The sequence below is a fragment of the Streptomyces sp. NBC_01465 genome, assembly GCF_036227325.1.
Classification (GTDB): Bacteria; Actinomycetota; Actinomycetes; order Streptomycetales; family Streptomycetaceae; genus Streptomyces.
On sequence record NZ_CP109467.1, the window covers coordinates 4,316,338 to 4,341,199 of the forward strand.

At 72.5% G+C, this 24,862-nt stretch carries 18 protein-coding genes, 2 tRNA genes and 1 other RNA gene; 13 read left to right on the forward strand and 8 right to left on the reverse strand.

What is annotated here, in order from left to right:
• Nucleotides 1-6: 6 nt before the first annotated feature.
• Genes OG707_RS20390 through OG707_RS20405 form a run of 4 tightly spaced genes read left to right on the forward strand, consistent with a single transcriptional unit; the run spans nucleotide 7 to nucleotide 5,687 of the window.
• Nucleotides 7-1,161 (forward strand): AAA family ATPase, encoded by a 1,155-nt coding sequence (locus tag OG707_RS20390; protein ID WP_329120312.1) that lies wholly within the window; start codon nucleotides 7-9, stop codon nucleotides 1,159-1,161.
• On the forward strand, nucleotides 1,158-1,562 hold the full coding sequence (locus OG707_RS20395; protein WP_329120314.1) for a bpX5 domain-containing protein: 405 nt from the start codon (nucleotides 1,158-1,160) through the stop codon (nucleotides 1,560-1,562). Before OG707_RS20390 ends, OG707_RS20395 begins: the two co-directional genes overlap by 4 nt.
• A 1-nt stretch (nucleotide 1,563) precedes the next feature.
• Nucleotides 1,564-3,228, forward strand: a complete 1,665-nt coding sequence (locus tag OG707_RS20400) for a hypothetical protein (RefSeq protein WP_329120316.1) — start codon at nucleotides 1,564-1,566, stop codon at nucleotides 3,226-3,228.
• Nucleotides 3,225-5,687 carry a bpX6 domain-containing protein gene (locus OG707_RS20405; protein ID WP_329120318.1) on the forward strand — a complete coding sequence of 821 codons (2,463 nt, stop codon included), beginning with the start codon at nucleotides 3,225-3,227 and terminating at the stop codon, nucleotides 5,685-5,687. Before OG707_RS20400 ends, OG707_RS20405 begins: the two co-directional genes overlap by 4 nt.
• Here the strand turns inward: OG707_RS20405 and OG707_RS20410 are convergent.
• Nucleotides 5,671-6,420: a sulfite exporter TauE/SafE family protein gene (locus OG707_RS20410; RefSeq protein ID WP_329120320.1), complete on the reverse strand. Its 750-nt coding sequence runs from the start codon at nucleotides 6,418-6,420 to the stop codon at nucleotides 5,671-5,673. The genes OG707_RS20405 and OG707_RS20410 overlap by 17 nt on opposite strands.
• Nucleotides 6,421-6,591: 171 nt before the next feature.
• Here OG707_RS20410 and OG707_RS20415 point away from each other — a divergent pair, with 171 nt between their 5' ends.
• A complete protein-coding gene (locus tag OG707_RS20415) occupies nucleotides 6,592-7,473 on the forward strand; it encodes a LysR family transcriptional regulator (RefSeq protein WP_329120322.1) in 882 nt (293 codons plus the stop codon).
• Nucleotides 7,474-7,476: 3 nt separating this feature from the next.
• On the opposite strand, the gene OG707_RS20420 is transcribed toward OG707_RS20415, so the two are convergent.
• Together OG707_RS20420 and OG707_RS20425 are read right to left on the reverse strand one after the other, a co-directional pair.
• On the reverse strand, nucleotides 7,477-7,743 hold the full coding sequence (locus OG707_RS20420) for a hypothetical protein (RefSeq protein ID WP_329120324.1): 267 nt from the start codon (nucleotides 7,741-7,743) through the stop codon (nucleotides 7,477-7,479).
• A 92-nt stretch (nucleotides 7,744-7,835) separates the two neighbouring features.
• Nucleotides 7,836-8,807 (reverse strand): DUF5937 family protein, encoded by a 972-nt coding sequence (locus tag OG707_RS20425; protein WP_329120326.1) that lies wholly within the window; start codon nucleotides 8,805-8,807, stop codon nucleotides 7,836-7,838.
• 85 nt (nucleotides 8,808-8,892) lie between these two features.
• Between OG707_RS20425 and OG707_RS20430 the strand changes: the two genes are divergently transcribed.
• A complete protein-coding gene (locus OG707_RS20430; protein WP_329120328.1) occupies nucleotides 8,893-10,134 on the forward strand; it encodes an MFS transporter in 1,242 nt (413 codons plus the stop codon).
• A gap of 48 nt (nucleotides 10,135-10,182) precedes the next feature.
• Here the strand turns inward: OG707_RS20430 and OG707_RS20435 are convergent, their stop codons facing one another.
• Nucleotides 10,183-14,154: a hypothetical protein gene (locus OG707_RS20435; RefSeq protein WP_329120330.1), complete on the reverse strand. Its 3,972-nt coding sequence runs from the start codon at nucleotides 14,152-14,154 to the stop codon at nucleotides 10,183-10,185.
• Between the two features lie 201 nt (nucleotides 14,155-14,355).
• On the opposite strand from OG707_RS20435, the gene OG707_RS20440 reads away from it, so the two are divergent.
• Nucleotides 14,356-14,562: a DUF4287 domain-containing protein gene (locus tag OG707_RS20440; protein WP_329120332.1), complete on the forward strand. Its 207-nt coding sequence runs from the start codon at nucleotides 14,356-14,358 to the stop codon at nucleotides 14,560-14,562.
• 59 nt (nucleotides 14,563-14,621) lie between these two features.
• Here OG707_RS20440 and OG707_RS20445 read toward each other — a convergent pair.
• Nucleotides 14,622-14,706, reverse strand: a tRNA-Ser gene (locus OG707_RS20445).
• Nucleotides 14,707-14,779: 73 nt separating this feature from the next.
• Between OG707_RS20445 and ffs the strand changes: the two genes are divergently transcribed.
• From ffs to OG707_RS20475, 6 genes are all read left to right on the forward strand, one after another.
• Nucleotides 14,780-14,876, forward strand: an RNA gene (gene ffs / locus OG707_RS20450) — signal recognition particle sRNA small type.
• Nucleotides 14,877-14,921: 45 nt separating this feature from the next.
• A complete protein-coding gene (locus OG707_RS20455; protein WP_329120334.1) occupies nucleotides 14,922-17,072 on the forward strand; it encodes a DNA polymerase III subunit gamma and tau in 2,151 nt (716 codons plus the stop codon).
• A 59-nt stretch (nucleotides 17,073-17,131) separates the two neighbouring features.
• A complete protein-coding gene (gene purD, locus OG707_RS20460) occupies nucleotides 17,132-18,388 on the forward strand; it encodes a phosphoribosylamine--glycine ligase (protein WP_329120336.1) in 1,257 nt (418 codons plus the stop codon).
• Nucleotides 18,389-18,582: 194 nt separating this feature from the next.
• Nucleotides 18,583-20,205, forward strand: coding sequence for a hypothetical protein (locus OG707_RS20465; RefSeq protein WP_329120338.1), 1,623 nt, complete (start codon nucleotides 18,583-18,585; stop codon nucleotides 20,203-20,205).
• A 158-nt stretch (nucleotides 20,206-20,363) separates the two neighbouring features.
• Nucleotides 20,364-21,827: a N,N-dimethylformamidase beta subunit family domain-containing protein gene (locus OG707_RS20470; RefSeq protein WP_329120340.1), complete on the forward strand. Its 1,464-nt coding sequence runs from the start codon at nucleotides 20,364-20,366 to the stop codon at nucleotides 21,825-21,827.
• A gap of 93 nt (nucleotides 21,828-21,920) precedes the next feature.
• The gene (locus OG707_RS20475; RefSeq protein ID WP_329120342.1) at nucleotides 21,921-22,820 is read left to right on the forward strand and encodes a phosphoribosylaminoimidazolesuccinocarboxamide synthase; all 900 of its coding nucleotides are present in this window, start codon (nucleotides 21,921-21,923) and stop codon (nucleotides 22,818-22,820) included.
• Nucleotides 22,821-22,863: 43 nt separating this feature from the next.
• Here the strand turns inward: OG707_RS20475 and OG707_RS20480 are convergent.
• From OG707_RS20480 to OG707_RS20490, 3 genes are all read right to left on the reverse strand, one after another.
• Nucleotides 22,864-22,939, reverse strand: a tRNA-Gly gene (locus tag OG707_RS20480).
• A 23-nt stretch (nucleotides 22,940-22,962) separates the two neighbouring features.
• Complete coding sequence (locus OG707_RS20485) at nucleotides 22,963-23,568, reverse strand: response regulator transcription factor (protein WP_329120344.1); 606 nt, start codon at nucleotides 23,566-23,568, stop codon at nucleotides 22,963-22,965.
• Nucleotides 23,565-24,857, reverse strand: a complete 1,293-nt coding sequence (locus OG707_RS20490) for a sensor histidine kinase (RefSeq protein WP_329120346.1) — start codon at nucleotides 24,855-24,857, stop codon at nucleotides 23,565-23,567. Before OG707_RS20490 ends, OG707_RS20485 begins: the two co-directional genes overlap by 4 nt.
• Between the last annotated feature and the right edge of the window lie 5 nt (nucleotides 24,858-24,862).

Here is a 24,862-nt window from a genome sequence, read left to right on the forward strand (position 1 = left end):
GATCGTGTGATCGAAGAGTCCCTGGTAACCGCCCCCGCCGAAGCCGATGCCCGCGCTGTGCGCGAGGCCGTTGCCGCTGCTCGGCGCGGGCTCGTCGAGCGGGAGATCGTTTCCGAGGCTGTCGTGCTCTGTGCCGTCGCCGGGGAGCATCTGCTGGTGGTCGGGGCTCCCGGCACGGCCAAGTCGGAGGCCGTGCGGAGGGTCGCTCAGCAGCTCGGCGGGCGGCTCTTCGAGTACGTGCTCGGGCGGTTCACCGAGCCCAATGAGATCTTCGGCCCCGTTGACCTGCGGAAGCTGCGGGAGGGTGTCGTCGAGGTCGAGACCTCGGGGATGCTGCCCGAGGCCGACGTGGCCTTCCTCGACGAGGTGTTCCTCGGATCCACCGCCATCCTCAACACCCTGCTCGGACTGCTCAACGAGCGGACCTACCGGCGGGGCAGCACGGCCGTCGACGTGCCGTTGCGGGTGTGCGTCGGGGCGTCCAACGCGCTGCCCGACGACCCCGCGCTGGAAGCCTTCGCCGACCGCTTTCTGGTGCGGGTCTTCGTCGAGCCCGTTGCCGATGCCCGGCTGGAGGAGCTGCTCGAGGCCGGGTGGGACGTGCAGGAGGACGTGGGGGCCGGCGTCGAGCGGCTGATGCCCGTCGTGGACCGGCTTGCTCTGGCTGCCCGGCAGTGTGAACTGGGCGCTGTGCGGGGGCACATCGCTGCCGCCGTACGCAGGCTGCGGGCCGCCGGAGTTCCCGTCAGCGACCGGCGGGCCGTGCGCGTTCAGCGGCTGGTGGCCGCGGCTGCCGTGCTCGACGGACGTACGACTGCCAGTGAGGCCGACCTGTGGGTGCTGCCCCTGATCGCGCCCACCGCCGATGCCCAGGCGCTCGCCAGGGACACCCTCGCGGATCTGATGGGCAGCGCGCGGAACGGCAGCCTCGCGCACGCCGCCGAAGAGCTGAGCCGGGGGCCCGCAGCCCGTGCCGAGCGGCTTGCCGTGGCGGGGGACGAGCTCCTTGCGGGGCTCGGGGCGGTTCCGTACCCGCGCGACGAGCGACTGCGCATCGAGGCCACGCTGCGCGAGATCGACGCCTCCTTCGGTGCAGATGATGTGCCGCAGGTGCTGAAGGACGTACGGGAGCGCCTGGTCGCTGCCGTCGCCGCGCCGTGAAGCCCGAGTGGGTACGCCGCGAGCCTCCGCTGGCGCCTGCTGCCGTGGCCGCATGCGGGGAGGTGGCCGATACGCTGGTCGCCGCTGTCCGGGGTGCGCTCGCCGAGGGGCGCGGGGCGCGGCTTCGGGCCGTGCGCGACGCGGAGTGGGTCGTGGTGCTGGCGGGTGAAGCGGGGGGAACTGATCTTCCCTGGGTCGACGGGGCGATCTGGCTCGGGGAGGACTCCGGGGTGTTCGTGCCCACGCATCTGGCCGTGCGGCCGGGGGCTGCGTTGGTGGCGGGGGCCGCGCGTCGGTACGTACCCGATGGGCATGGGCTGATCGTGATGCTGGCCGAGCCCGGGCTGCTGCTGTCCTCCCCTGTGCCCGTGCGGCCGGTCACCGAGGCGGAGTTGAGCTGAGATGAGCGGGCTTCCTCGTGAACTCGCCGGGTGGGGTGCCCAGTTGGACGCCCTGGACGCGGCGTGCGCTGTTGCGCTCGGGCCGCTGGTGCGGGGCATCGACGGGCTGATGGGTGTGGGGGCGCGCGCCGATGCGCAGGCTCGGCTGGGGGAGTTCGACGGGTACGACGGGCTGAGCCGGGCGGGGACGCCCGAGCGGCTCGTCATGTCGGAGTGGCTGCTGGCCGAGGAGGCTCCGGAGGAGTTTCTGCGGCGGGCCGCCGAAGGGGAGTTGCTGCATCTGGCGCCCGCGCGACGGGCCGAGGAGGCGCGCGGGCGGGTGGCCGTGGTCGTCGACTGCGGGCCCTCTCAGTGGGGTGCGGGGCGGCTGGTGCAGCTGGCGGCGCTGATGGTCGCGCACCGGCGGGCCGTCGCACGGGGCAGCGCGCTGGTGGTGGGAGTCCTGGGCCGTACGCCGGGCGAGTGGGCCGAGGGCGAACTGCCGGAGGTGCTGCGGGCCTGGCTGGGCTCGCGCAGCGCGGTGGAGCCCGACCCGGTGGACGTGGAGAAGTGGCTCGGGGCACTGGACGCTGCCGACGAGGCGTGGGTGCTCGCCGGGGAGCCCCTCGCCGCACGGCTGGCGGGGCGGAGCCGCGTGCTGGTGGCGCGGGAGAGCGACTGGTCGGGGGCGGGGGCTGCCGAGGTGACCGTACGCGTGGGCGGGCGCAGTGCGCGGCTCGCCCTGCCGGAGCCTTCGGCGGGGGTACGGATCCTGCGCGGGCAGGGGTGGAAGCGGGCCGGGGCGACGGGCGCGGGGGCGCCTGTCGGGGGTGTGGGCTCGATGGTTTTCCCGGGCACAGGGCGGCAGTTGGTGCTGCGATCGCAGGATGATGCGCGGCAGCTGATCACCGTACGGGTGCCGAACGGGCCGGGGCGCGAGCATGATGTCGTACCGCGTCGGCACGGTTTTCCGGGGCCGGTCGTGGCGGCCGGGTACTTCGGGCGGCGGCTCGTCGCGCTGGTCCGGGTGGGGGACGAGCTGCGGGTGCAGGTCGTGGGGAAGACGTGGGCGGCTGCGGAGGGGTACACGACGTTGGCCGTGGTCCTGGGTGATGCCACGGACCGGCCGCTCGTACCGCTGGTCGTGGAAGCGGACAGCATGCTCATGCACTGGGGGGACGACTGGATCGGGATGCAGTGGGACCTCTACGCGCCTGTCCTCGTGGAGAAGATGGTCGCTGCTCTGCCCGGCGGGGCGACGGCCAAGCGACTCGGTGACAGGCTCCACCTCCCCCATCTGCCGGGCGGGCACTGGACGGTGAAGGACCAGCACGTCGTACTCGGCCCCGGGACCGCTCACGTCCGCTCGCTCGACGGGCAGCTCTGGCGGTTCGTCGACGACGTCGGCACGTCGTACACCCAGCGCGTCCCGAAGAGCGAACGGCCTCTGGGCGCGGTTGTGTTGGAAGGGCGGGTGCATCTCGTCGTACGGTCCGCCGCAGGTCACCTCCTGCGCATCCGCGGCCCCGTCCGCAACACCGTGCTCACCAAGTGGTCCGACACCCCGCACCCGCCGGCCCTCCACCCCACTCTGCCGCTGCTCGCCGTACGGCGCGAGAGCGGCGCGATCGAGGTCGTCGACCTGGAATCCGGCGAGCGGCTGCTGAACCTCCGGAGCGTCTCATGATCCACCGCGGTCGCGTCGAGGCGCACGCTCTGGTGCTCGCCACGCCCGTCATCGGCGAGGAGGAGGCCCGCGCACGGGTGCTGGAGCTGTGGAGCCCCGGGCTCGAAGTGCGTGAACTGCCGTACGGTCATTGGCTGTTGGTGCTACCCGAGTCCGTCTCCGTACGCGCCGAGCAGGCACCAGGGCTGCCGCTGACCGACGGTGTGCACGCCGGGCGGATCGACGTCGAGCACGCCGGAGAGGTGCGGTCGTACGACCTGGCCGCGCTTCCCGCACTCGACCCCGCCCAGTGGCTGGAGCTCGGCGCGTATGAGGTCCGCGCGCTGACCCCGCTCCAGCCGCCCGAGCCGCTGCCCGTCGCCGTGCTGCCTCCGGCCGCGGACGAGGCGGCGCCCGATCTGCGGGCCACCGCCGGGGTCCAGGGTGTCTCGGCCAGGGCGGCGCGGCAGCTGCGCGGGGCGGGCCAGGGCTCTCAGCCGGCCGGGGGCGGTCCCGTACACGAGAGCCTGCTGGCGCGGTGGGCGATGCAGTCCCCCGCCGCGGCCTGGATCCGCGCCCGCCACGAGCGGTATCTGCGGCGGCTCACCCGGCAGTTCGAGGAGGGGAGTTGGGACGACGCCCTGCGCGATGCCGTTGCCCTGGGCGGCGGGCCCGACGGCGGGGCGACGACGCTCCGGCTGCCGGGGCACCGGACCGGGCCGTTGATGCCGACCGGGGTACGGGCCCCGGGCGGCGGCGTCATTCCGTACGGCGCCGATGCCCAGCACCATCTGCGGCAGCTCTACCGGCAGGCCGCGCAGGCGCTGGAGAAGGAGGGGCGGATCGAGGAGGCGGCCTTCGTGCTCGCCGATCTCCTCGACGAGGCCGAGGAGGCCGCCGCCCTCCTGGAGCGGCACGGGCGGCTGCGCCTCGCCGCCGAACTCGCGGAGGGGCGCGCCCTCGACCCGGCCCTGGTCGTACGGCTGTGGTGGCGCGCCGGGGACCGGCAGCGGGCGCTGCGTGTGGCCCGGGCGCGCGGGGCCTTTGCCGCGGCCGTGGAGCGGCTGGGGCCGGTGGACCATGAGGCCGCGGTGGAGCTGCGGCTGATGTGGTCGGCGGAGCTGTACGCGGCGGGCGATCTGCTGGGCTCCGTCGAAGTGGCCTGGGCCGAAAGGGAGTTGAGGCCCGGCGCGGTCAGTCTGGCGCGGCGTGCGCTCGACGGGAACCCGCCGCATCGGGCCGCGCTGCTCGCGTACGCCCTGGCGCGGAGCCCCGATCCGGCCCATCTCGACGAGGCACGGGCGCTGCTCGCGCTGCCTCAGCCGGACGAGGCGGACTGGCGGGAGCAGCGGGCCTTCACCCGGACGCTGTGCACTGCCCGCCCCCAAGCTGCCTCTGTCGAACGGGAGTTGAGCACCTCCGCCCTGCGTGCCCTCGTGCGCGGCGTCGTACACGAGACCGACCAGAAGGAGCAGGCCCGGCTGGTCAGGGCATTGCACAGGCGCGCCGATCCGCTCTTCGCCGCCGACATGGTGACGCCCGAGGTCCCGGCGGGCACTCGCCCCGTCCTGCATCTGCGCGCCGAACGGGCCCCGGGCCGGCTCCCCCTCACCGACGCCGTCGCGCTCTCACCCGGCGTACTCCTGACCGCGCACGGCGACGCGGGCGTGCGGCTGCTGGGGCGCGACGGCCGCGTCCGGGCGCGCTGGGACGTGCCCGCGCACCGGCTGGTCGTCGCGGACCACGGGGGCTCCGCGCTGCTGGTCGCCGAGCGCGGTGACGTACGGGACATCCACCGGCTCGACCTCGCCACCCGCCAGGTGCGGCGCTGGACGACCCTGCGGGCGCGGGCCACGGCGTCCTCGTACGACGGCACCGTCCTGGCCGTCGTCGACGAGGACGGCATCGGCTTCGTCGAGACGCGCGCCGAGCAGCCGCGCGCCCGCTGGCGGGAGCTCGACCGCGACCACACGGTGCTCCGTCTCGCCCGTACGCCGGAGAGCCTGGCCGCCGTGCTGGAAGTGCCCCCGGCCGTCGCGGGCGGCCCGCGCACCCGCGAGGTGTGGCAGTGGGAACTGCCCTCCGTCACCCTGCGCGGACGCACTCCGGTGCCGGACGGCGAGGACGCGCTGCTCGCCGGGGGTGTCGCGCTGCGGCCCGAACGCGACGAGCTGGGGCTGAAGTTGCGTGCGTACGCGACGAGGAAGAGCGCCCAGGACCTCTACGCGCTGCCCTCCGACACCGTCGAACTGCTCACCGACGGCGACACCCTCGCCACCGTGGTCGCCGAGGAGGCGGACCGGCGGGTCTGGTTCGCGGAGGAGCCCGGGGGTCGCCGCTGGGCGGGCGTGACCTTCTCCGAGGGGGCCGCGCTCGGGCTGCGTACGCACGGCGGACTGATCACGGTGTACGACGCCGAGGGCCGGATCGTCGTCCTGGACGAGGCGCGCAGGACGGTCGTGCTCAGCGCACGATCATGATCACCGAGGCCGTGGTGCCGACCACGACGATCACCCAGCGCAGCACGGTGGGCGGCAGATTGCGGCCGACCTTGGAGCCGAGCAGTCCGCCCACCGTCGAGCCTGCGGCGATCAGTCCCGCCACCGCCCAGTCGACGTCCGAGACCGCGATGAAGACGACGGCCGCGACGCCGTTGACGATGGACGCGAGGACGTTCTTCATGGCGTTCAGGCGCTGCAGGGTGTCGCGGATGAACACCCCGAACAGGCCCATGAGCAGGACGCCTTGGGCAGCGCCGAAGTAGCCGCCGTACACCCCGGTCGCCAGCACGCCCACCCAGAGCGGGGCGCCGCCGTCCTCGCGGGCCTGGCGCTGCTGGGCCCAGCGGCTGAGGCGGGGCTGGAGGAGAACCAGAGCGCAGGCCGTGAGGATCAGGGCCGGGACCACCGACTGGAAGGCCTCGGCGGGGAGTTGGAGCAGGAGCAGCGCCCCGATCAGGCCGCCGATCAGCGAGGCGGCGCCGAAGCGGATCAGGCGGGCGCGCTGGCCCTTGAGCTCGCGGCGGTAGCCGTACGCGCCCGACAGGACGCCAGGGACCAGGCCGACGTTGTTGGAGACGTTCGCGAGGACCGGCGGGTAGCCGAAGGCGAGGAGCGTGGGGAAGGTGATGAGGGTGCCGGAGCCGACCACCGCGTTGATCGCGCCTGCGGCGATTCCTGCGGCGCCGATCGCCACCGCTTCCAGGGGATCCACAACTCGCCTTTCGTTGCCGTGCGTTGGTGCGGGTCGACACCCGTCCGGATGGTCGCGACATTCTCCGGACGGGTTGCCGCCCTGGGGCCCTCAGAGGATCATCCGGGAGGTCCGTGACCCAAGTCAATCCTAGGGTTTTCTTGTATTGATCCAAGGGATAGCTTCGGTCACATGACTCTTGACGACCTCCGCGTCTTCGTCGCCGTCTGCCGCGCGGGCAGCCTCAGCGCCGTCGCCCGCGACCTCTCCTGTACCCAGTCCGCCGTGAGCCAGCATGTGAAGCGGCTGGAGCGCGAGGTGGGCGTGCGGCTGGTGGAGCGGCATGCGCGCGGCGTCGTACCGACGACGGCCGGGCGCATCCTGCGGTCCGCCGCCGAGGAGGGGATCGGCGGGCTCGATCTCGCGCTGCGGCAGCTGGCCGAACTGGCGCGCGGGGACGGGGGGTCGGTCCGTATCACCACCGGGGGCACGACCGTACGGCACTTCATGTCGGAGGCGATCGTCGACTTCCGGCGGCGCTGCCCCAACGTCGGGCTCGAGTTCCGCACCGAGAGCTCCAGCAGGAGCTGCTTCGACGCGCTCGCCGAGCACGACGTGGATCTGGCGTGGATCACGGTGGGCGCGCCCGTGCGCGGCATCGAGCAGCGGCCCGTCGTCGAACTGCCCTGGGTGCTGGCCGTCGGGGCCGGGGACCCGCTCGCGGGACGTGAGCGGATCGAGATCGCCGAGCTCGCCGACGTACAGCTGATCATGCTGCCGGAGAACTCGACGTCGCGGGCCCATCTCGACGCCGGCTTCCGGGAGTTCGGGATACGGCAGGACGGCGGCACCGGCGTCGCCGACTGGGACACCGCCATGCATCTGGCCGAACTGGGCCTGGGCAGCGCGGTCGTGCCCGCGCTGCCGGGACCCGTGCACCCCGGGCTGCGGCTCGTGCCCGTACCCGCGCTGCCGCCGCTCCACGTCGGGTGGGCGGTGCGCCGGTGGGAGGCGCTGTCGCCGCTGGCCAGGGCTTTTGCCGACACGGTGGCGCGGTACTGCGCCGGTCAGTGACCGTCAGTGCCGGTGCAGGCGGGGGAAGTGGTGGTGGTGTTCGGCCTTGGCGCTCTCCGCGGCGCGGGCCCGCTGTACCAGCTCGGGGGTGATGACGTGCACGGTGTGGCCCTCGCAGCCCGGGCACTCGGCGGCGGCGAGCGGGGAGCGGACCGGGGCGCCGTTGACGAGGTACCTGTTGCCCTGGCGCTCGTAGGTCTCCTCCCAGGACTTCCCGCAGTCTCCGCAGGTGAAGGCGTACGTCTCCGGGTGGTGCTCCGGCTCGGTCATGGCGGGCCTCTCGGGTGCGCGGGTCGGAAGACCAGCGCACCCCAGCCGGAGGATCCCGGCAACTCGGACGGCTGCCGGAACGGCCCGCCCCGTCAGGCGGGCGCGAGCAGCGAGTCGGCCACGGCGGTACGGGCGTACAGCACCGAGCGGCCCGTGCGGTGCGCGGTGACCAGGCCCGCGTTGCGCAGCGCGATGAGGTGCTGGGAGACGGCGGCGGCCGACAGACCGCACTGCGCGGCGAGCTGGGTGGTGGAGGCCGGGGTGTCGAGGTCGGCGAGGAGCTGGGTGCGGGAGCGGCCGAGGACGGCGGCGACCGCGTCGGTCGCGGTGGTGGTACGGGACTCCCACAACGTGCCGATTCCCCTTGCCGGGTAGGCGAGTTGGGGCGGATCCGGGGCGACCGAACGGGTCATGACGCGCGGCCAGGTGAAGGCCGTGGGGATGAGGTGCAGGCCCGCGCCGGTCTCCGAGCGGGTGAGCGAACAGTGCCGACGGATGAGGTGCAGCGAGCCGTCGTCCCAGCGCACCGACTCGTGCAGCTCGTTGAGCACGTGCGCCGACCCGTGCTCGGCGACCTGGCGCGCACGGTGGAAGACGTCGCCTTCGAGGAGGGTCCGGATCCGGGCCCAGTACGGCGCGAGGGCCAGCTCCCAGTAGGCCTCGATCTCCTCGGTGACCTTGGCCAGGGCGGCTTCGGGGGCTTCGTGGAGCAGTCGCGTACGGGCGGAAGCGCCGGCCAGCATCGCCAGATCGGTGTCGACCCGCGCGGCCGGGGTCCGGCGGATCGCGTCGAGCTCGGCGGCGAGGGTCGGGAAGGGGCTGGCCGGGGTCGGGTTGAGGAAGTCGGCGAGATAGCCGCGCGCGGGAACGAGCTCCGCCAGCCAGCCCCGGTCGAGCCCCGCCTTCACCAGCCGGGGACGGACCTGGGCGGCCCAACTCCGGTGAAGGGGCGGGTCATTGGAGTCCCTGAGCAGCCGGAAACTGGTGACGACCTCCCACATCGGCGAGACCGCGAACCGTGTCTGCGCCAGATCGGCGGTGGAGAAACTCAGTGCCGACTGCATGCGCGTCCGCCTCCCTGGAGCCCAATGGATTCGGTCCCAGCTTAATCATTGGTACGCCGATGGTGTCGAGCCGCACGCTCCTCCCATGTTCTCCACCTTCCGCGGACTGCCGCCCACCGTCTGGACCCTCTTCGCCGGCACGGTCGTCAACCGGCTCGGCTCCCTGGTCACACCGTTCCTGGTGTTCTTCCTGGCCTCGCGCGGGATCACCGCCACGGAGACCTCGTACGTGCTCGCCGCACTCGGCGCGGGCAATTTGCTCGGCCCCGCGGCCGGCGGACTGCTCGCCGACCGCATCGGCCGCCGTACGACGATGCTGATCGGCCTGGTCGGCGCCTCGGCGGCCCAGGGCGCCCTGTTCCTGGCCCCGGGAGCGGCCACGATGGCGGCCGCCGCCCTGCTGCTGAGCGCGACGGGAATGATGGTCTCCCCCGCCGTGTACGCGCTGATGGCCGACACCGTGGACGCGGAGAGCAGGCAGCGGGCGTACGGACTCTTCGGCTGGGGCGTGAACATCGGCACCGCGGTGGCGGGCGTGCTCGGCGGCTTCCTCGCCGCCCACGGCTACTGGCTGCTCTTCGCCGTCGACGCCGGATCGATGCTGGTCTACGCGGCCATCGTCGCCGCCCGCATCAAGGAGGTCCGCAGGGAAGTCGGCCCCCGCAAGCAGGACGGCATCGGCTACGGCGTCGTACTCCGCGACCGCCTGCTCCTCGTCCTGCTCGCCCTCTTCGGCGCCCAGCTCTTCGTCTACTCGCTGACCGAGGTCGCCCTGCCGCTGGCCATCCACGACAGCGGTCTCTCCCCGGCGGCGTACGGCGCGATGGCCGCGGTCAACGCGATCCTGGTGGTCGCCGTCCAGCCCTTCGCCACGGCCCGCCTCTCCCGCTACCCGCAGCTCCGCGTCCTGGCCGCAGGCGGCCTGCTGATCGCGGTCGGGGTGGCGCTGACGGGGGCCGCGGACAGCGTCGCGGGCTACGCGCTGTCGGTGGTCGTCTGGTCGCTGGGCGAGGCCTCGGTGGCGGGCATCGCGGCCGCGGTGGTGGCCAACCTGGCCCCGGCCCATGCGCGCGGCCGCTACCAGGGGGCCTTCAGCTGGGTCTGGGGAGTGGCCCGCTTCGGCTCACTCACGCTGGGCGTGACGCTCTACACCGAGCTGGGCGCGACGACCCTGTGGTGGACGGCGCTCGTGGCGGGCGTCATCGCCTCGGCGGGCCCGCTGGCCCTGGCCCGGCGGATCGGGGCGCGGGCAGAGAGCGAGGCGCGGGCGGAGAGCGAGGCGCAGGCCGAGCGGCGTACGACGGAGCGCGTGGCAGCTTCGGTGTGACCGGGCGGGCCGGGGGTGGGACGGTGCCCACCCCCGGCCCGCTCGGGGTCAGCTGCTGTAGTAGCCGGCCAGGTCGGCGATGACCTGGACCGAGCCGGTGTGGTTGGCGAAGGTGACCCGTCCGTCGACCACCGGAACCACGACCATGTTGGAGATCGTCTCTCCGGCGCCGAAGTTGAGGTTCGACACCCCGGGCTCCGGCAGACCGTGCGGGTGGACCGTCAGATAGCCCCCGGCCGAGGGCGCGGTGACCGTCACATTGAGGACGACGGCCGTGACCCCGGAGGAGGGGACCCCGGCCGTTCCGGCGACCGGAAGACTGACCACGCCGCCCGGGGCGACGGCCCCGTACCGGGCGCCCAGTCCGCTGCGCGTGTCCAGCAGACGCAGCGGGCCCGCCGGGGTGAAGGTCGACCCGGTGGCGGAGAAGTACCCCGTGACATCGGCGAGGAGGTCGACGGAGCCCGCACTGTTGCGCAGGTCCACCGAACCGTTCACCACCGGGACGACGACCATGTTGGGGATCGTCCGTCCGGCGGGGAAGTTGATGTTGGACACGGCCGGCAGCGGCCGGCCGTCGGGGTACACGGTGATGTAGCCACCGGTGGTGGGGCGGACCGCGGTGACGTTCATGACGACGGCGGTGACGCCCGTGGCGGGGATCCCGTGGGTCCCGGCGACCTTGAGCTTGACGGTGCCGCCCGCGCCGACGCGGGCCTTGGGGGCGCCGGTGCCGTTGCGGGTGTCCAGGAAGCGCGTCGGCGAGACGGCCGTCAGGGCCGACCCCGAACTCCCCTCCGTGTAGTAGCCGGTGACGTCGGCGAGGAGGTCGACGGAGCCCGTGCTGTTGCGCAGGTCCACCGTTCCGTTCCGTACGGGAACCGTCACCAGGTTGGCGATGGTCTGCGGCGCCGTGTAGTTGACGCTGGAGACGGTCGGCAGCGGCTGACCGTCGGGGTACACGTCGACGTGGCCGGTGCCGGTGGGGCGGACCGCGGTGACGTTCATGACGACGGCGGTGACGCCCGTGGCGGGGATCCCGTGCGTCCCGGCGACCTTGAGCTTGACGGTGCCGCCCGCGCCGACGCGGGCCTTGGGGGCGCCGGTGCCGTTGCGGGTGTCCAGGAAGCGCGTCGGCGAGACCGGGACGAGGCGGTTGTGGGTCGCCGCGGGCGCGGCGGTGACGGTGTAGGCGCCCGGCAGGTAGCCGGGGGACGGGGTGCCGGAGGTGTATCCGGCCCTGTCGATCACGATGTCGTACGCGCCCGGCTCGACGTCGTACGAACTGAGCAGCACGGTCAGGGAGGTGCCGTCGGCGCTGACCGACACCGGCTCACTCATGCGGTAGTCGCTCGCCGGGCTGCCGTGGGACGCGAGCTGCACCTCCGTGCCGAGCGTCAGGTTCTTGCCGTGCAGCACGACCTGGTTCGACGTTCCGGCGGGACCGCTCGACGGGCTCACCGAGGTGACCTCGGCCCGTTTCGGCTGAGTGGTGCAGCCGCCTTCGCAGACGCCCTGCATGGAGTACTCGACCGGGGTCTCCACCTGGTTGGGGCTCAGCACCATCACATAGTCGCCCGCGGGAGCACTGGAGTCGGTCAGACAGGAGAAGACGAAGTCGCCGACGTTGTCGCCGAAGCACTGGTACGCGTAGCTGTCGTCGGCGAAGCCGGTGGGGCTCAGCAGGCTCACCCAGGGGGTGCTCATGCTGCTGCCGCTCTGGGTGCCGTACACGTGGAACCGCTGCGACGGCTTCATGGGGATCACGGCGCAGTACGCCGTCGCGGACTCGGTGAACGTGCCGCTCCGCACGGAGAAGCCCTGCGGCGAGACCTTGTTCGCGGTGCACTGCGGGGCCCAGCCGGAGGCCGTGCCGACGCGCCAGGTGTCGATGTGCGCGGAGATGGGGGTCCCGTCGTACCCCGAGGCCAGGACGATGACGACGTACGAGGCCGAGCCGGTGACGCGGCAGGAGACGCCCCACTGCCAGCACACGCTTGTGCCCGAGGCGTCGACCACCTTCAGCACCACGCCCGTGTTCCGGGCGGCCGTCGAGGTCCGCGCGGACATCCAGAACTTGTCCGTGGCCGCCCCGGTGACGCGCAGACACCGGCTGTCCAGAGCGGAGTTGAAGGTGAAGGAGGTGGAGGCTCCGCCGACGGTGAGCGAGGCCGGCGTGGCGCACTTCGCCGTCGAGGAGATGTCCCGGCGGACCAGCTTGTACGTGTCCGAAGGGCCGGTGCCCGTCAGCAGGGCCGTGTAGCCGACACCGGCCTTGAACCGGCAGGTGGTCGTGGAGCCGCCGACGGTGGTGCACAGCTCGTTGCCGGCGCCGTCGAACACCCGTACCGCGGCGTTGACCTTGTTGGTGTCGTTCGTGTAGTCGAACATCTCGGCGGTGGAGTGCTGGCCTGCGGCGATGCCCAGGCACACGGTCTGGGTGGTGCTGGTGAGCGGAACCGACACGCCCCAGGTGCCGTTGAACGCCGACTGCGGCCAGGCGGTGCAGCCCGCGGTCTTCCCGGTGTCCTGGACGGCGAGCTGGTACGCACCCGCGGCGGAGCCCGAGAGCACCGCGTGGAAGGGGGCGGTCCCGGTCAGCTTGCAGATCAGCGGTGCGTTGTCGTTGTCGCACTGTTCGGCGCCCTTGGCGTCGAACACCCTGTAGCTCGGCTGCGCGCCGCCGTCCGGTGTCCGGTCGACCAGGTAGAGGCCGTGGCCGGTGGCCGTCGGGAGGGACAGGCACTGCTGCTCGCCCGGACCGCCGAAGGTGCCCTGCGCCGGGCCGGAGGCGAAGCCGTCGTCGCGTACAGCGGTGCAGCCCTGCGTCAGGGTCGTCGCGTACAGCCGGACCCCGAAGGCGGCCGGGTCGCTGTCGCGCCCGTCGCGCGCCCAGGTGTAGTCGCCCGCGGTCAGGGTGCAGGGGGCGAGCAGCGTGGGGGTGCAGCGGGACGTGCCGTCGGTGGCGTAGAGGCTCCCGGAGACGCTGTCGCCGACCGTGTCGAAGAGATAGCGCCCGGAGGCGGGTACGTGCAGGACGCGGCAGCGCGCGGTGGACGTGGCGTCCGGGACCGTGCCGTACGCCAGCGGCTGGACCGTGGGGCAGCCGGCGGGAGCGGAGAGGCGGGCCGACGTGAGGCTGTAGTCCATGCTCGCCGCGTACGACTGGTTCGTCAGCACACGGAACGGTGCGGTGCCCTTGAGGGTGCAGTCGAAGTCCGTGGCGTTGTTCTCACGGGTGGTGCAGACCTCCTTGCCGGTGGCGTCGTAGACGGTCCCGGTCACCTGCCACGCGGACAGATGGCTGCGCAGAACGTCCCCGGCGGCGGACGGCAGGCCGAAGCAGTGGCCGGCGGACCCGGCGGTGAGCGTGTCGGCGAGGGCCTTCGGCGCCCCGAGGGCGGTGTCGTCCCCGGAGACCGCGGTGCAGGAAGTACCGGACAGCAGAGCCGTGTACGACACCGAGAAGCCACCGGGCACGGCGCCGGGCTGCACGGTGTACGTACCGGCCTGGCTCGTCGGACACCGTGCCGCCCCGTACGCGCCGTCGGGCCGGTCGCAGGTGACCGTCGAACCGTCCGGTGCGGTGAGCGTCGGGTACTGGGGCTGGTCGTCGGTGGAGACGACCTGGAGGAACACCAGGTCGGCGGGGTTCGGCAGGGCGAAGGTGAAGCTCGCGCCGCCCTCGGGCCAGGCCGAGCAGGTGTAGACCGTCCCCGACTCGATCGCCCCGGAGCAGGTGTCGGCCGCATCGCTACGGCCGATCTCGCGCGCGGCGGTCGCGTGCAGCGCCTCGGGAGCCGCCTTCTTCGCCGTGGGTTTCGTGGACTTCGTGGACTTCGGCGCCGCGTGCTCGGAAGCGGCCGCTGTGGTCTTCGGGGTCGGGACGGCCACGGCGGAAGCCGAGCCGGTCTGTGCGGTGAACGAGGCCAGGACGGCGACGATCAGCGCGAGAAGCGAAGCGGCCCCCCTGGGCGCGTGTCGTCTTCGGTGTTGTTTCCTGATGGACGGTTGAAGCATGCGTTCCCCCCTGGAAAGCGCAGGCCCTGTCCCTGTGGTGCTCACGAGGGCTCTTGGGGCGAGCGGATTCTAACGAGGGGCAAGGACAGGCGTTCGATCTTTACTGTGGCGTAGATCATGCTTTCCCGACCGATGACTTCGCGTCCCGGTCCAGGTCGTACTGGCAACACCACCGCGCCGCAGACGAACGGAACCCAAGCCATGAGCGAACCCGTGAAGGGCCCCGCGAGCTACTTCCCCTCGATCGAGAAGAAGTACGGCCGACCGATCGCGGAGTGGAAGGACCTCATCCGCGCCTCGCCCCTGACCAAGCACATGGAACTGGTCACCTGGCTCAAGACCGAACACGGCCTGGGCCACGGCCACGCCAGCGCTCTGGTGGCGCACACGCTCGCCGAGGACAAGTGACGCCCGACCGGCAAAAGCAGAAGGCCCGGACCGCTGATGCGGTCCGGGCCTTCCGGCTGCGGAGGATACGAGATTCGAACTCGTGAGGGGTTGCCCCCAACACGCTTTCCAAGCGTGCGCCCTAGGCCACTAGGCGAATCCTCCGCGACGAACAATACAAGACCGGAAGGGGTGCTCGCGAACTCGTTCCCACCCCCGTGGATCAGCTAGGGTGTGGGTCAGCCCCTCACGTGGCGCTATCTGACTGAACTCCCCCAGGGCCGGAAGGCAGCAAGGGTAGGTTGGCTCTGGCGGGTGCGTGGGGGGCCCTTTGCGTTCGGCGGTCCTGGTTGTCAGTGGGGCCCGATAGCCTCGTATATGTGTCGTCCCTTGCGCTGTACCGCCGCTACCGCCCCGAGTCCTTCGCCGAGGTCATCGGGCAGGAGCATGTCACTGCCCCGTTGATGCAGGCCCTGCGGAACAACCGGGTCAATCACGCGTACCTGTTCAGTGGGCCGCGAGGCTGCGGCAAGACGACCAGTGCGCGGATTCTCGCCCGGTGTCTCAACTGTGAGCAGGGGCCCACGCCCACGCCCTGCGGGGAGTGCCAGTCCTGTCAGGACCTGGCGAGGAACGGGCGCGGGTCCATCGATGTGATCGAGATCGACGCCGCTTCGCACGGTGGCGTGGACGATGCGCGTGATCTGCGCGAGAAGGCCTTCTTCGGGCCCGCCGGCAGTCGTTACAAGATCTACATCATCGACGAGGCGCACATGGTCACCTCGGCGGGCTTCAACGCCCTGCTGAAGGTGGTCGAGGAGCCGCCGGAGCATCTGAAGTTCATCTTCGCGACCACCGAGCCCGAGAAGGTCATCGGGACGATTCGGTCGCGTACGCACCACTACCCGTTCCGGCTCGTGCCGCCCGGGACCCTGCGCGACTATCTCGGCGAGGTCTGCGGGCGCGAGGGCGCCACGGTCGCCGACGGGGTGCTGCCTCTGGTCGTACGGGCGGGGGCCGGGTCCGTGCGTGACTCGATGTCCGTCATGGACCAGCTCCTCGCGGGCGCCGCCGACGACGGTGTGACGTATGCCATGGCGACCTCGCTGCTGGGGTACACCGACGGGTCGCTGCTCGACTCGGTGATCGATGCCTTCGCCTCGGGGGACGGGGCTGCCGCTTTCGAGGTCGTCGACCGGGTCATCGAGGGCGGCAACGACCCCCGGCGGTTCGTCGCCGATCTGCTGGAGCGGCTGCGGGATCTCGTGATCCTGGCCGCCGTGCCCGACGCGGGGGAGAAGGGGCTCATCGATGCCCCGGCCGATGTCGTCGAGCGGATGCAGGCGCAGGCTTCTGTCTTCGGTGCGGCCGAGCTGAGCCGGGCCGCCGATCTGGTCAATTCCGGGCTTACGGAAATGCGCGGGGCCACCTCGCCGCGGCTCCAGCTCGAGCTGATCTGCGCGCGGGTGCTGCTGCCCGCCGCCTTCGACGACGAGCGGTCCATGCAGGCCAGGCTCGACCGGCTGGAGCGCAGCGGCGGCGCGTTCATGGCCGGGGGCGGGGCCGGGCCTGCGATGGGTTACGTACCGGGGCCGGACGCGCATGCGCCCGCGCCGCCGATGGGCGTCCCCGGTGGGGGACCCGCCGCCGCTCAGGCCGCCCAGGCCGCTGCTCAGCAGGCCGCGGCGCCGGTCGCGCCTCCGGTCTCCGCTCCCGCACCGGCACCGGCTCCCGCACCCGTGCAGGCCGCCCCTGCGCCGGCCGCCGACGGGCAGCGGGCGCCCGGTGCCTGGCCGGGGGCCGTGGTTCCCGGTTCGGCCGCCGCTGCGGCTCCTGCTCCCGTACGGCAGCCCGGCGGATGGCCGTCGGCCACCGCGCCGGGTCAGGGGCAGCCCACACCGCCGCCCGCGGCGGCCGAGCCGCAGGCCGCCGCTGCCTCCGCGCCCGCGCCCGGCATGGCACAGGGCGCCGCCCAGGTGCGGAACATGTGGCCCGGGATCCTGGACGCCGTGAAGAACAAGCGGCGCTTCACCTGGATCCTGCTCAGCCAGAACGCCCAGGTCGCAGGGTTCGACGGCACCACCCTGCAGCTCGGCTTCCCCAACGCGGGGGCCAGGGACAACTTCGCGTCCAGCGGCAGCGAGGACGTGCTGAAGCAGGTGCTGTCCGAGCAGTTCCAGGTGCAGTGGAAGGTCGAGGCGATCCTCGACCCCTCGGGAGGCACGCAGCCTCCCGGCGGCGGCAGCTACCAGCCCGCCCCGCCGGTCCGCCCGGCACCCCAGCAGGCCCCGCCCCAGGCCGCGCCCGCACCCCAGCCCGTACAGCAGCAACAGCCGCAGCAGCAGGCCCCCGCGCCCGAGCCCTACCGCGCGCCCGAGCCGCCGGCCGAGATGGCACCGCCTCCCGTCGCCCCCGAGGACGACACCCCGGAGGAGGACGATCCGGACCTCGTCGACTCCGCGCTCTCCGGCCACGACCTGATCGTGCGCGAGCTCGGGGCGACCGTGGTGGAGGAATATACGAACGAGTAGCGGGGCGGGGTTCGGCGGCCCGTACAAGGGGCACGTCGAGTGCGGGCTAGGCTGATGGCGTGAAGGTCCTTGTCATCGGCGGCGGCGCCCGCGAACACGCCCTGTGCCGCTCTCTCTCGCTCGACCCCGACGTCTCCTCCCTGCACTGCGCCCCCGGGAACGCGGGCATCGCGGAGGTCGCCGCACTGCATCCGGTGGATGCCATGGACGGCGCTGCCGTCGCGCGGCTCGCCACCGAACTGGGGGCGGAGCTCGTCGTCGTAGGCCCCGAGGCGCCCCTGGTCGCCGGTGTGGCCGACGCGGTACGGGACGCGGGCATCCCCTGCTTCGGACCGAGCCGCGAGGCGGCCGAGCTCGAAGGGTCCAAGGCCTTCGCCAAGGACGTCATGGCGGGGGCCGGCGTCCCCACCGCGCGCTCCTACGTCTGCACCACCCCCGAGGAGATCGACGAGGCGCTGGACGCCTTCGGCGCTCCGTACGTCGTCAAGGACGACGGTCTCGCCGCAGGCAAGGGCGTCGTCGTCACCGACGACCTCGCCGCCGCCCGTACGCACGCCCTGGCCTGCGACCGGGTCGTCATCGAGGAGTTCCTCGACGGCCCCGAGGTCTCCCTCTTCGCCATCACCGACGGTGTGACCGTCCTCCCGCTGCAGCCCGCACAGGACTTCAAGCGCGCGCTCGACGGCGACGAGGGCCCCAACACCGGCGGCATGGGCGCCTACTCGCCGCTCCCGTGGGCCGACCCGAAGCTGGTCGACGAGGTCATGCAGTCCGTCCTCCAGCCCACCGTCGACGAGCTGCGCCGCCGCGGCACGCCCTTCGCGGGGCTGCTGTACGCCGGTCTGGCGATCACCTCCCGCGGGGTACGGGTCATCGAGTTCAACGCCCGCTTCGGCGACCCGGAGACCCAGGTCGTCCTGGCCCGTCTGCGGACCCCCCTCGCCGGTGTCCTGCTGCACGCCGCCAACGGCACCCTCGACATCCAGCCCCCGCTGGTCTGGCGCGACGACGCGGCCGTCACGGTCGTCATCGCCTCGCACAACTACCCGGAGACCCCGCGCACCGGCGACCCGATCACCGGCCTCGACGAGGTCGCGGCGGAGGATGCACCCCATGCGTATGTCCTGCATGCCGGGACGAAGACGGACGGGGATGCCGTGGTCAGCGCCGGAGGCCGGGTGCTGTCGGTGACCGCGACCGGCGCCGACCTGTCCCAGGCGCGCGAGCGGGCCTACGCCGCCGTGGCCAGGGTCCGGCTCGACGGTTCGCAGCACCGTACGGACATCGCCCGTAAGGCGGCGGAAGCTTCCGCCTGAACGTCAGCACCTTTGCCCAAAGCCATTCCATCGAGTGACGGCTGACCCATCCGGATGACGCTCGCCGCAGCCCCAACTAGTGTGCGGCGCAAGCGTTCCGGCACTTGGCCCACCGGCATTGCGATGTCAGTGGCGGGTGCCACAGTGGGGGAGTGAGCAACACCGCCGCGAGGGCAGAGGGGTGACATCCGGAAGTGTCCGGTACCGGAGTGGGTGAGCAGCGGGGTGCGCCAGGAGCGCGCGCCCGGGCTCTGGCCGTGCTGCGCATCCGCAGCAGGGCCCTGGCCGTGGCACTGCTGCCTGCCGCCTTCGCGGTCGTGCTGATCGCGGGCGGGGTCACGGGGCACATGGGCGGCGGGAGTTGGGATCTCGCGCGCTGGGTGGTGTCGGGCGTCGCGGTCGTCGTGCTGCTCGCCGCGGCCGTCGTCGGCGCCGTGATCGTGCGGGCCAGGCCCGCCCTCAGCCCCACCGTCGAACTGCCCGAGTCGGCCGCGCCCGATCTGCACCGCATGGTGCGCGAGCTGGCCGACCGCCTCGATGTGCCCGCACCCTCCGCGATAGCGCTCACCCCGGACTGCGACAGCTGGCTGGAGGACCGCAGCCACCCCGGCATATCGGGGGTGGGCCGGCGCCGGGTGGAGGCCGCGCCCGTGCTGGTCATCGGCTCGCCCTTCCTGTGGTGGATGCGCGTCGCCGAGCTGCGCGCGGTGCTCGCACCGGTCGTCGCGGGGACGGGGCCCTCCGCCCACCCGGACATAGCCGCGGCCCGCCGTTTCGTACGGGGCCTGGACGCGGCCGTGGCGGTGGCCTCCCGGCCGGGTCTCGGACCGCTGCGCCGGATCGCGTACGCCCCGGTGGGAGCGGTGGCGAGGCTCCTGCTGCGGACCTGCCGGATCCATGCGGCCGAGATGGAGCGCGGCGTCGCCGCCGCCGCGTCCGACCGTGCACAGGCTGTGGACTACGGACTGCGGATCGTCGCCCAGGAGCAGGTCGGCCTCGCCTACGCGGGCTGGGACCGGCTGCTGACCCGGGTCGCGCTGCCCGCCTGGCGGATGGGCCGCTGGCCCTCGCGCCTGGACGCGGGCGTCGTCTCCGCCCTCACCGAACTCTCCCGGCGCGACCGCCTCGCGGAGGGCTTCACCTCCCGTCTCGGCGAGCGTCCCGCCTGCGACCTGCTGGAAGAGCCCGGCGCGGTCGACGAGGCGACCTCCCTGCTCGCCGCCCGGCTCTTCCACGGAGGACCGGCCGAGACCGGTCCCGACTGGTCGCCGGTGGACTGGCAGAGCTACCCCGAAGAGGTCGTGGACCGTAAGTGGCGCACCGAGGCCGCCCGCCTCCACCGCGTCCTGGACACGCTGGGTGTACGACGCCCGGCCGAGCCCGGGGGCCCGACGCTGGCCCGCGTCATGGACCACCTCGCCGCGGACGACAGCGAGACGCTGGCCGCGGGCATCACCGCCGAGGTGGCCCGCGAGGAAGCCGCCGCACCGCCGCCGCAGAGCGCCCTCTCCGCGGACGGCGAGGACCTCTGGGACACCGGCAGCGTCCCGCTCTTCCCGCTCCAGCCGCCGCGTACAGGACGCGACCTCCTCGCCGACCACGTCACGGCGATGGTCTGCTGCGCCGCCGTCGACACCGCAGGTGCGACCCCCGGCCTCGACTGGCTCGACGGCCCCTCGCTTCTCGTCGACGGCGAACGCAAGGCGGACCTGGGCAGCCGGGTCATGAGTCTGGTCGAGGACGGAGACGCGGAGCCGCTTCGGGGATGGCTTGCCTCTGTCGGGGTACGCGCGGAGAAGCCCGTCCGGCTCGTATGACGGAACGGGCCGCGATGTTCAGAACGGACGTATTCGTTCCGGTCACGTCAATTCACGACGAACGGTGACGGAGTGCGCGCGTTATGTGATGTGCTGGGGCCAGTAGCTGACAGTCGTCGCACCACTGTTGTCTCGGGGGCGCGAGGGAGGGGACCCGCATGGGGGCGGAGCAGATCCGGCGCTGGGAATCGGGGGCCCTCGCGCATGCCGTCTCGGACCCCTTCGGGCAGGGCCCGCTGCCCTGGCTGCGCGGCAGCGAGCACTACTTCGACGACACGGGGCAGGTCGTCCCCTGGTACCTCGACCCGGACGCGGCCACCGGCCGCCGGGCCGGCGGCCCCCGTACCGCCGACGACGTAAAACAGCAGATCAAGGGCTTCGCCTCGACCGGTGCCGCCGCCCCCGGCGAGTCCATCGACTTCCATGTCACCGTCGATCCGCCCCAGCAGTTCTCCGTCGACATCTACCGCATCGGCCACTACGGCGGCGACGGCGCGGCCAAGATCACCACCAGCCCGCGCCTCTCCGGCATCGTCCAGCCGCCCCCGCTGGCCGCCGACCGCACGGTCTCCTGCCACCACTGGTGGCTCTCCTGGCGGCTGCAGATCCCTTCGTACTGGTCGATCGGCGCGTACGTCGCCGTGCTCACCACCGCCGACGGCTACCGCTCCCACATCCCCTTCACGGTCCGTGACAGCCACCCGGCCGACCTTCTGCTCCTGCTCCCCGACATCACCTGGCAGGCGTACAACCTCTACCCCGAGGACGGCCGCACCGGCGCCAGCCTCTACCACGCCTGGGACGAGCAGGGCCGTCTCCTCGGCGAGGAGGACGCGGCGACGACGGTCTCCTTCGACCGCCCCTACGCGGGCGCGGGCCTGCCCCTGCACGTCGGCCACGCCTACGACTTCATCCGCTGGGCCGAGCGGTACGGCTACGACCTCGCGTACGCCGATGCCCGCGACCTGCACGCAGGACGCATCGACCCCACCCGCTACCGCGGCCTGGTCTTCCCCGGACACGACGAGTACTGGTCCGCCCCCATGCGGCGCACCACCGAACTCGCCCGCGAGCACGGCACCTCGCTGGTCTTCCTCTCCGCCAACACCATGTACTGGCAGGTCGACCTCGCCCCGTCCCCCTCCGGCGTCCCCGACCGCCTCCTCACCTGCCGCAAGCGCCGCGGCCCCGGCAAGTCCGCGCTCTGGCGCGATGTCGACCGCCCCGAGCAGCAGTTGCTCGGCATCCAGTACGCGGGCAGGGTCCCCGAGCCGCACCCCCTCGTCGTCCGCAACGCCGACCACTGGCTCTGGGACGCGACCGGCGCCGCCGAGGGCGACGAGATCGAGAACCTGGTCGCGGGCGAGGCCGACCGCTACTTCCCGCGCACCGCGCTCCCCCCGAACGACGGCCGGATCCTGCTCGCGCACTCCCCCTACCAGGACAGCGAAGGCGCGAGACGCCACCAGGAGACGTCCCTCTACCGCGCCCCCTCCGGCTCCCTCGTCTTCGCGTCCGGCACCTTCGCCTGGTCGCCGGCGCTGGACCGCCCCGGCCATGTCGACCCCCGGATCCAGCGGGCGACGGCCAATCTCCTCGACAGGATCTGCAAGCGCGACTGAGTCGCCCCGGGGGCCCCGCGGGACCCCTGGCCAAAGGTGAGCTCCCGATACGGGAGAATCGACAGCGATTGGACGGAACCACCGGGAGGAACCATGTCCGGATTCGTAGAAAAGCCCGAGCCGCTTCAGGTGCCGGGCCTGGTCCACCTCCACACCGGCAAGGTGCGCGAGCTGTACCAGAACGAGGCAGGCGACCTCGTGATGGTCGCCAGCGACCGTATGTCCGCGTACGACTGGGTGCTGCCCACCGAGATCCCCGACAAGGGACGGGTGCTCACCCAGCTCTCCCTCTGGTGGTTCGACCGCCTCCAGGACCTGGTCCCGCACCACGTCATCTCCACCGACGTCCCCGCCGGCGCCCCCGCCGACTGGGAGGGCCGCACGCTGATCTGCAAGTCCCTGCAGATGGTCCCGGTCGAGTGCGTCGCCCGCGGCTATCTCACGGGCTCCGGCCTCGTGGAGTACAACGAGTCCCGCACCGTCTGCGGACTCGCGCTCCCCGAGGGCCTCACCGACGGCTCCGAGCTCCCCGCGCCGATCTTCACGCCCGCGACGAAGGCCGCGGTCGGCGAGCACGACGAGAACGTCAGTTACGAAGAGGTCGCCCGCCAGGTCGGCGCCGACACCGCCGCCCAGCTCCGCCAGGCGACCCTCGCGGTCTACGGCCGGGCCCGCGACATCGCCCGCGACCGGGGCATCATCCTCGCCGACACCAAGTTCGAGTTCGGCTACGACAACGGCCGGCTGGTCATCGCCGACGAGGTGCTGACCCCCGACTCCTCCCGCTTCTGGCCGGCCGCCACGTGGGAGCCGGGCCACGCCCAGCCGAGCTACGACAAGCAGTACGTCCGCGACTGGCTGACGTCCCCCGCCTCCGGCTGGGACCGCAAGAGCGAGCAGCCGCCGCCCGCACTGCCCGACGAGGTCGTCGAGCGGACCCGGGCCAAGTACCTGGAGGCGTACGAGCTGCTGACCGGAAACGCCTGGTCGTAAGCGCAAAGAAGCCCCGGTCCGATGGACCGGGGCTTCTTCTTCATGGAGCGAACGACGAGGTTCGAACTCGCGACCTCAACCTTGGCAAGGTTGCGCTCTACCAGCTGAGCTACGTTCGCACTGCGCCGAAGCGCGACGCCAACTATACCCAACCCCGGGACCGTGCGAGACGCACCGCAGCGTGACGGTTCTCGGCCCCCAGCTTCGAGGCGGCCGACGACAGATAGTTCCGTACGGTCCCCTGCGACAGCGAGGCCCGCTCGGCGATCTCCGCCACCGGCGCCCCGTCCGCCGCCAGCTCCAGCACCTCGGCCTCCCGCGCGGTGAGCGGCGAGTCCCCCGCGGAGATCGCGTCGGCCGCCAACTCCGGGTCCACATAACGCCCGCCGCCCTGCACGGTCCGGATGATCTCGGCCAGCCGCTGGGCACTCACCGTCTTCGGTACGAACCCGCGCACCCCCGCCGCGAGCGCCCGCTTGAGATGTCCGGGACGCCCATGACTGGTCACGATCATGGTCCGGCAGGAGGGCAGTTCGGCCCGCAGCGATGTGGCCACACTCACACCGTCCGCGCCTGGCATCTGCAGATCGAGGACGGCGACATCGGGCCGGTGCGCCCGCGCCATGGCAAGCGCCTCGGGCCCGGAGGCGGCCTCGGCGACGACAACAAGATCCTCCTCGAGCCCGAGCAGGGCGGCGAGCGCGCCCCGGATCAGATGCTCGTCATCGGCCAGCAGTACGCGAATCACGCGGCGTCCCCCGCAAAATCGAGCCTCGCCGGCGATTGAGGAGCGGGGTCCGGGGCAGAGCCCCGTGCATTCGCGCCCGCGATGACCGGCACCCGCGCCACCAGCACGAACCGTCCGCCCTCCGCAGGCCCTGCGGTCAACGTCCCGTCCAGCACACCCAACCGCTCCCGCAGCCCGGCAAGTCCCGAGCCCGAGCCCGAGCCACTCGGATCCGGGCACACGCCATCGTTCTCGACAGTCAGCGTCACCACAGACCCCTCCACGCCCACCCCAATCGCACAGCGCCCCGCATCCCCGTGCCGCAGCACGTTGGTCGCAGCCTCCCGTACGACCCAGCCCAGCACCGACTGCACGGCAACCGGCAGCCCAGCCACCTCCCCCGAGACGTCGCAAGCGATCCCCGCCGCCTCCAACACCCCTTGCGCACCGGCCAGTTCGACGCCCAGATCGGCCTCCCGGTACCCCCGCACCACGTCCCGCACCTCCCGCTGCGACTCCTGCGCGAGCCGCTGCACCTCGACCATCTGTTCCACGGCCTCCGGCCGCCCCCGCCGAGCCAACTGCACCGCCAGCTCGCTCTTCAGCGCGATGACCGCCAGATTCCGCCCCATCACGTCATGCAGATCCCGCCCGAACCGCAGCCGCTCCTCCGCGACGGCCAACTGCGCCTGTACGTCCTTGGACTGTTCGAGTTTCCACATGACCCCCAGGTGCCATGCCGAGCAGCGCACCGTGACGGCGAACCACCCGCAGAGGCCGACGACGGAGATCGCGCACCCCGCCACTTCCCCCGCGCTCGCACCGGACAGCGCCACCGAACCGCAGACCAGGACCAGCGCACCCGCCTGGACCGCCACCGACACCCACTTGCGTATGGCCAGGCAGTACGCCATCAGGAACGGAGCGGCGGCCGCCGCCAGCGCCGATGTCCCCATCGGCTCCTCGCGCAGCCCCACGAACGACCACAGCGCCACGGAGACCGCGACGTCCGCCACCATCAGCCCGGCCCCCAGGGCGACCGGCCGCCACCCCAGCTGCGCCTTGCCCAGATAGACCTCTATGCCCCGCGAAGTCAGCCCGGTCGCGGCCACCCCCTGGGCCACTGCGAGCAGACAGGAGGCGGCGATCAGTGCGGCGGGCGCCCCGGAGTGCCGGACCGGCCGGGTCACCGAGAGTGCCACCTGAGAGGCGACCGTCGTCCAGAGCAGGAAGTAGAACGTCCCGCGCGTATAGAAGTCGACCTTCGCGAAGTCGCCGCGCCCCCGCCACCCCCGTATCCAGCCGCTCACGAAAC

What these genes read in the sequence shown, in the direction of transcription:
- OG707_RS20430 (WP_329120328.1), top strand. Translation starts at nt 8,893, where the DNA reads ATGTTCTCCACCTTCCGCGGACTGCCGCCCACCGTCTGGACCCTCTTC.
- OG707_RS20420 (WP_329120324.1), bottom strand. Translation starts at nt 7,743, where the DNA reads ATGACCGAGCCGGAGCACCACCCGGAGACGTACGCCTTCACCTGCGGA.
- OG707_RS20475 (WP_329120342.1), top strand. Translation starts at nt 21,921, where the DNA reads ATGTCCGGATTCGTAGAAAAGCCCGAGCCGCTTCAGGTGCCGGGCCTG.
- OG707_RS20440 (WP_329120332.1), top strand. Translation starts at nt 14,356, where the DNA reads ATGAGCGAACCCGTGAAGGGCCCCGCGAGCTACTTCCCCTCGATCGAG.
- OG707_RS20405 (WP_329120318.1), top strand. Translation starts at nt 3,225, where the DNA reads ATGATCCACCGCGGTCGCGTCGAGGCGCACGCTCTGGTGCTCGCCACG.
- OG707_RS20470 (WP_329120340.1), top strand. Translation starts at nt 20,364, where the DNA reads ATGGGGGCGGAGCAGATCCGGCGCTGGGAATCGGGGGCCCTCGCGCAT.
- OG707_RS20425 (WP_329120326.1), bottom strand. Translation starts at nt 8,807, where the DNA reads ATGCAGTCGGCACTGAGTTTCTCCACCGCCGATCTGGCGCAGACACGG.
- OG707_RS20400 (WP_329120316.1), top strand. Translation starts at nt 1,564, where the DNA reads ATGAGCGGGCTTCCTCGTGAACTCGCCGGGTGGGGTGCCCAGTTGGAC.
- OG707_RS20415 (WP_329120322.1), top strand. Translation starts at nt 6,592, where the DNA reads ATGACTCTTGACGACCTCCGCGTCTTCGTCGCCGTCTGCCGCGCGGGC.
- OG707_RS20435 (WP_329120330.1), bottom strand. Translation starts at nt 14,154, where the DNA reads ATGCTTCAACCGTCCATCAGGAAACAACACCGAAGACGACACGCGCCC.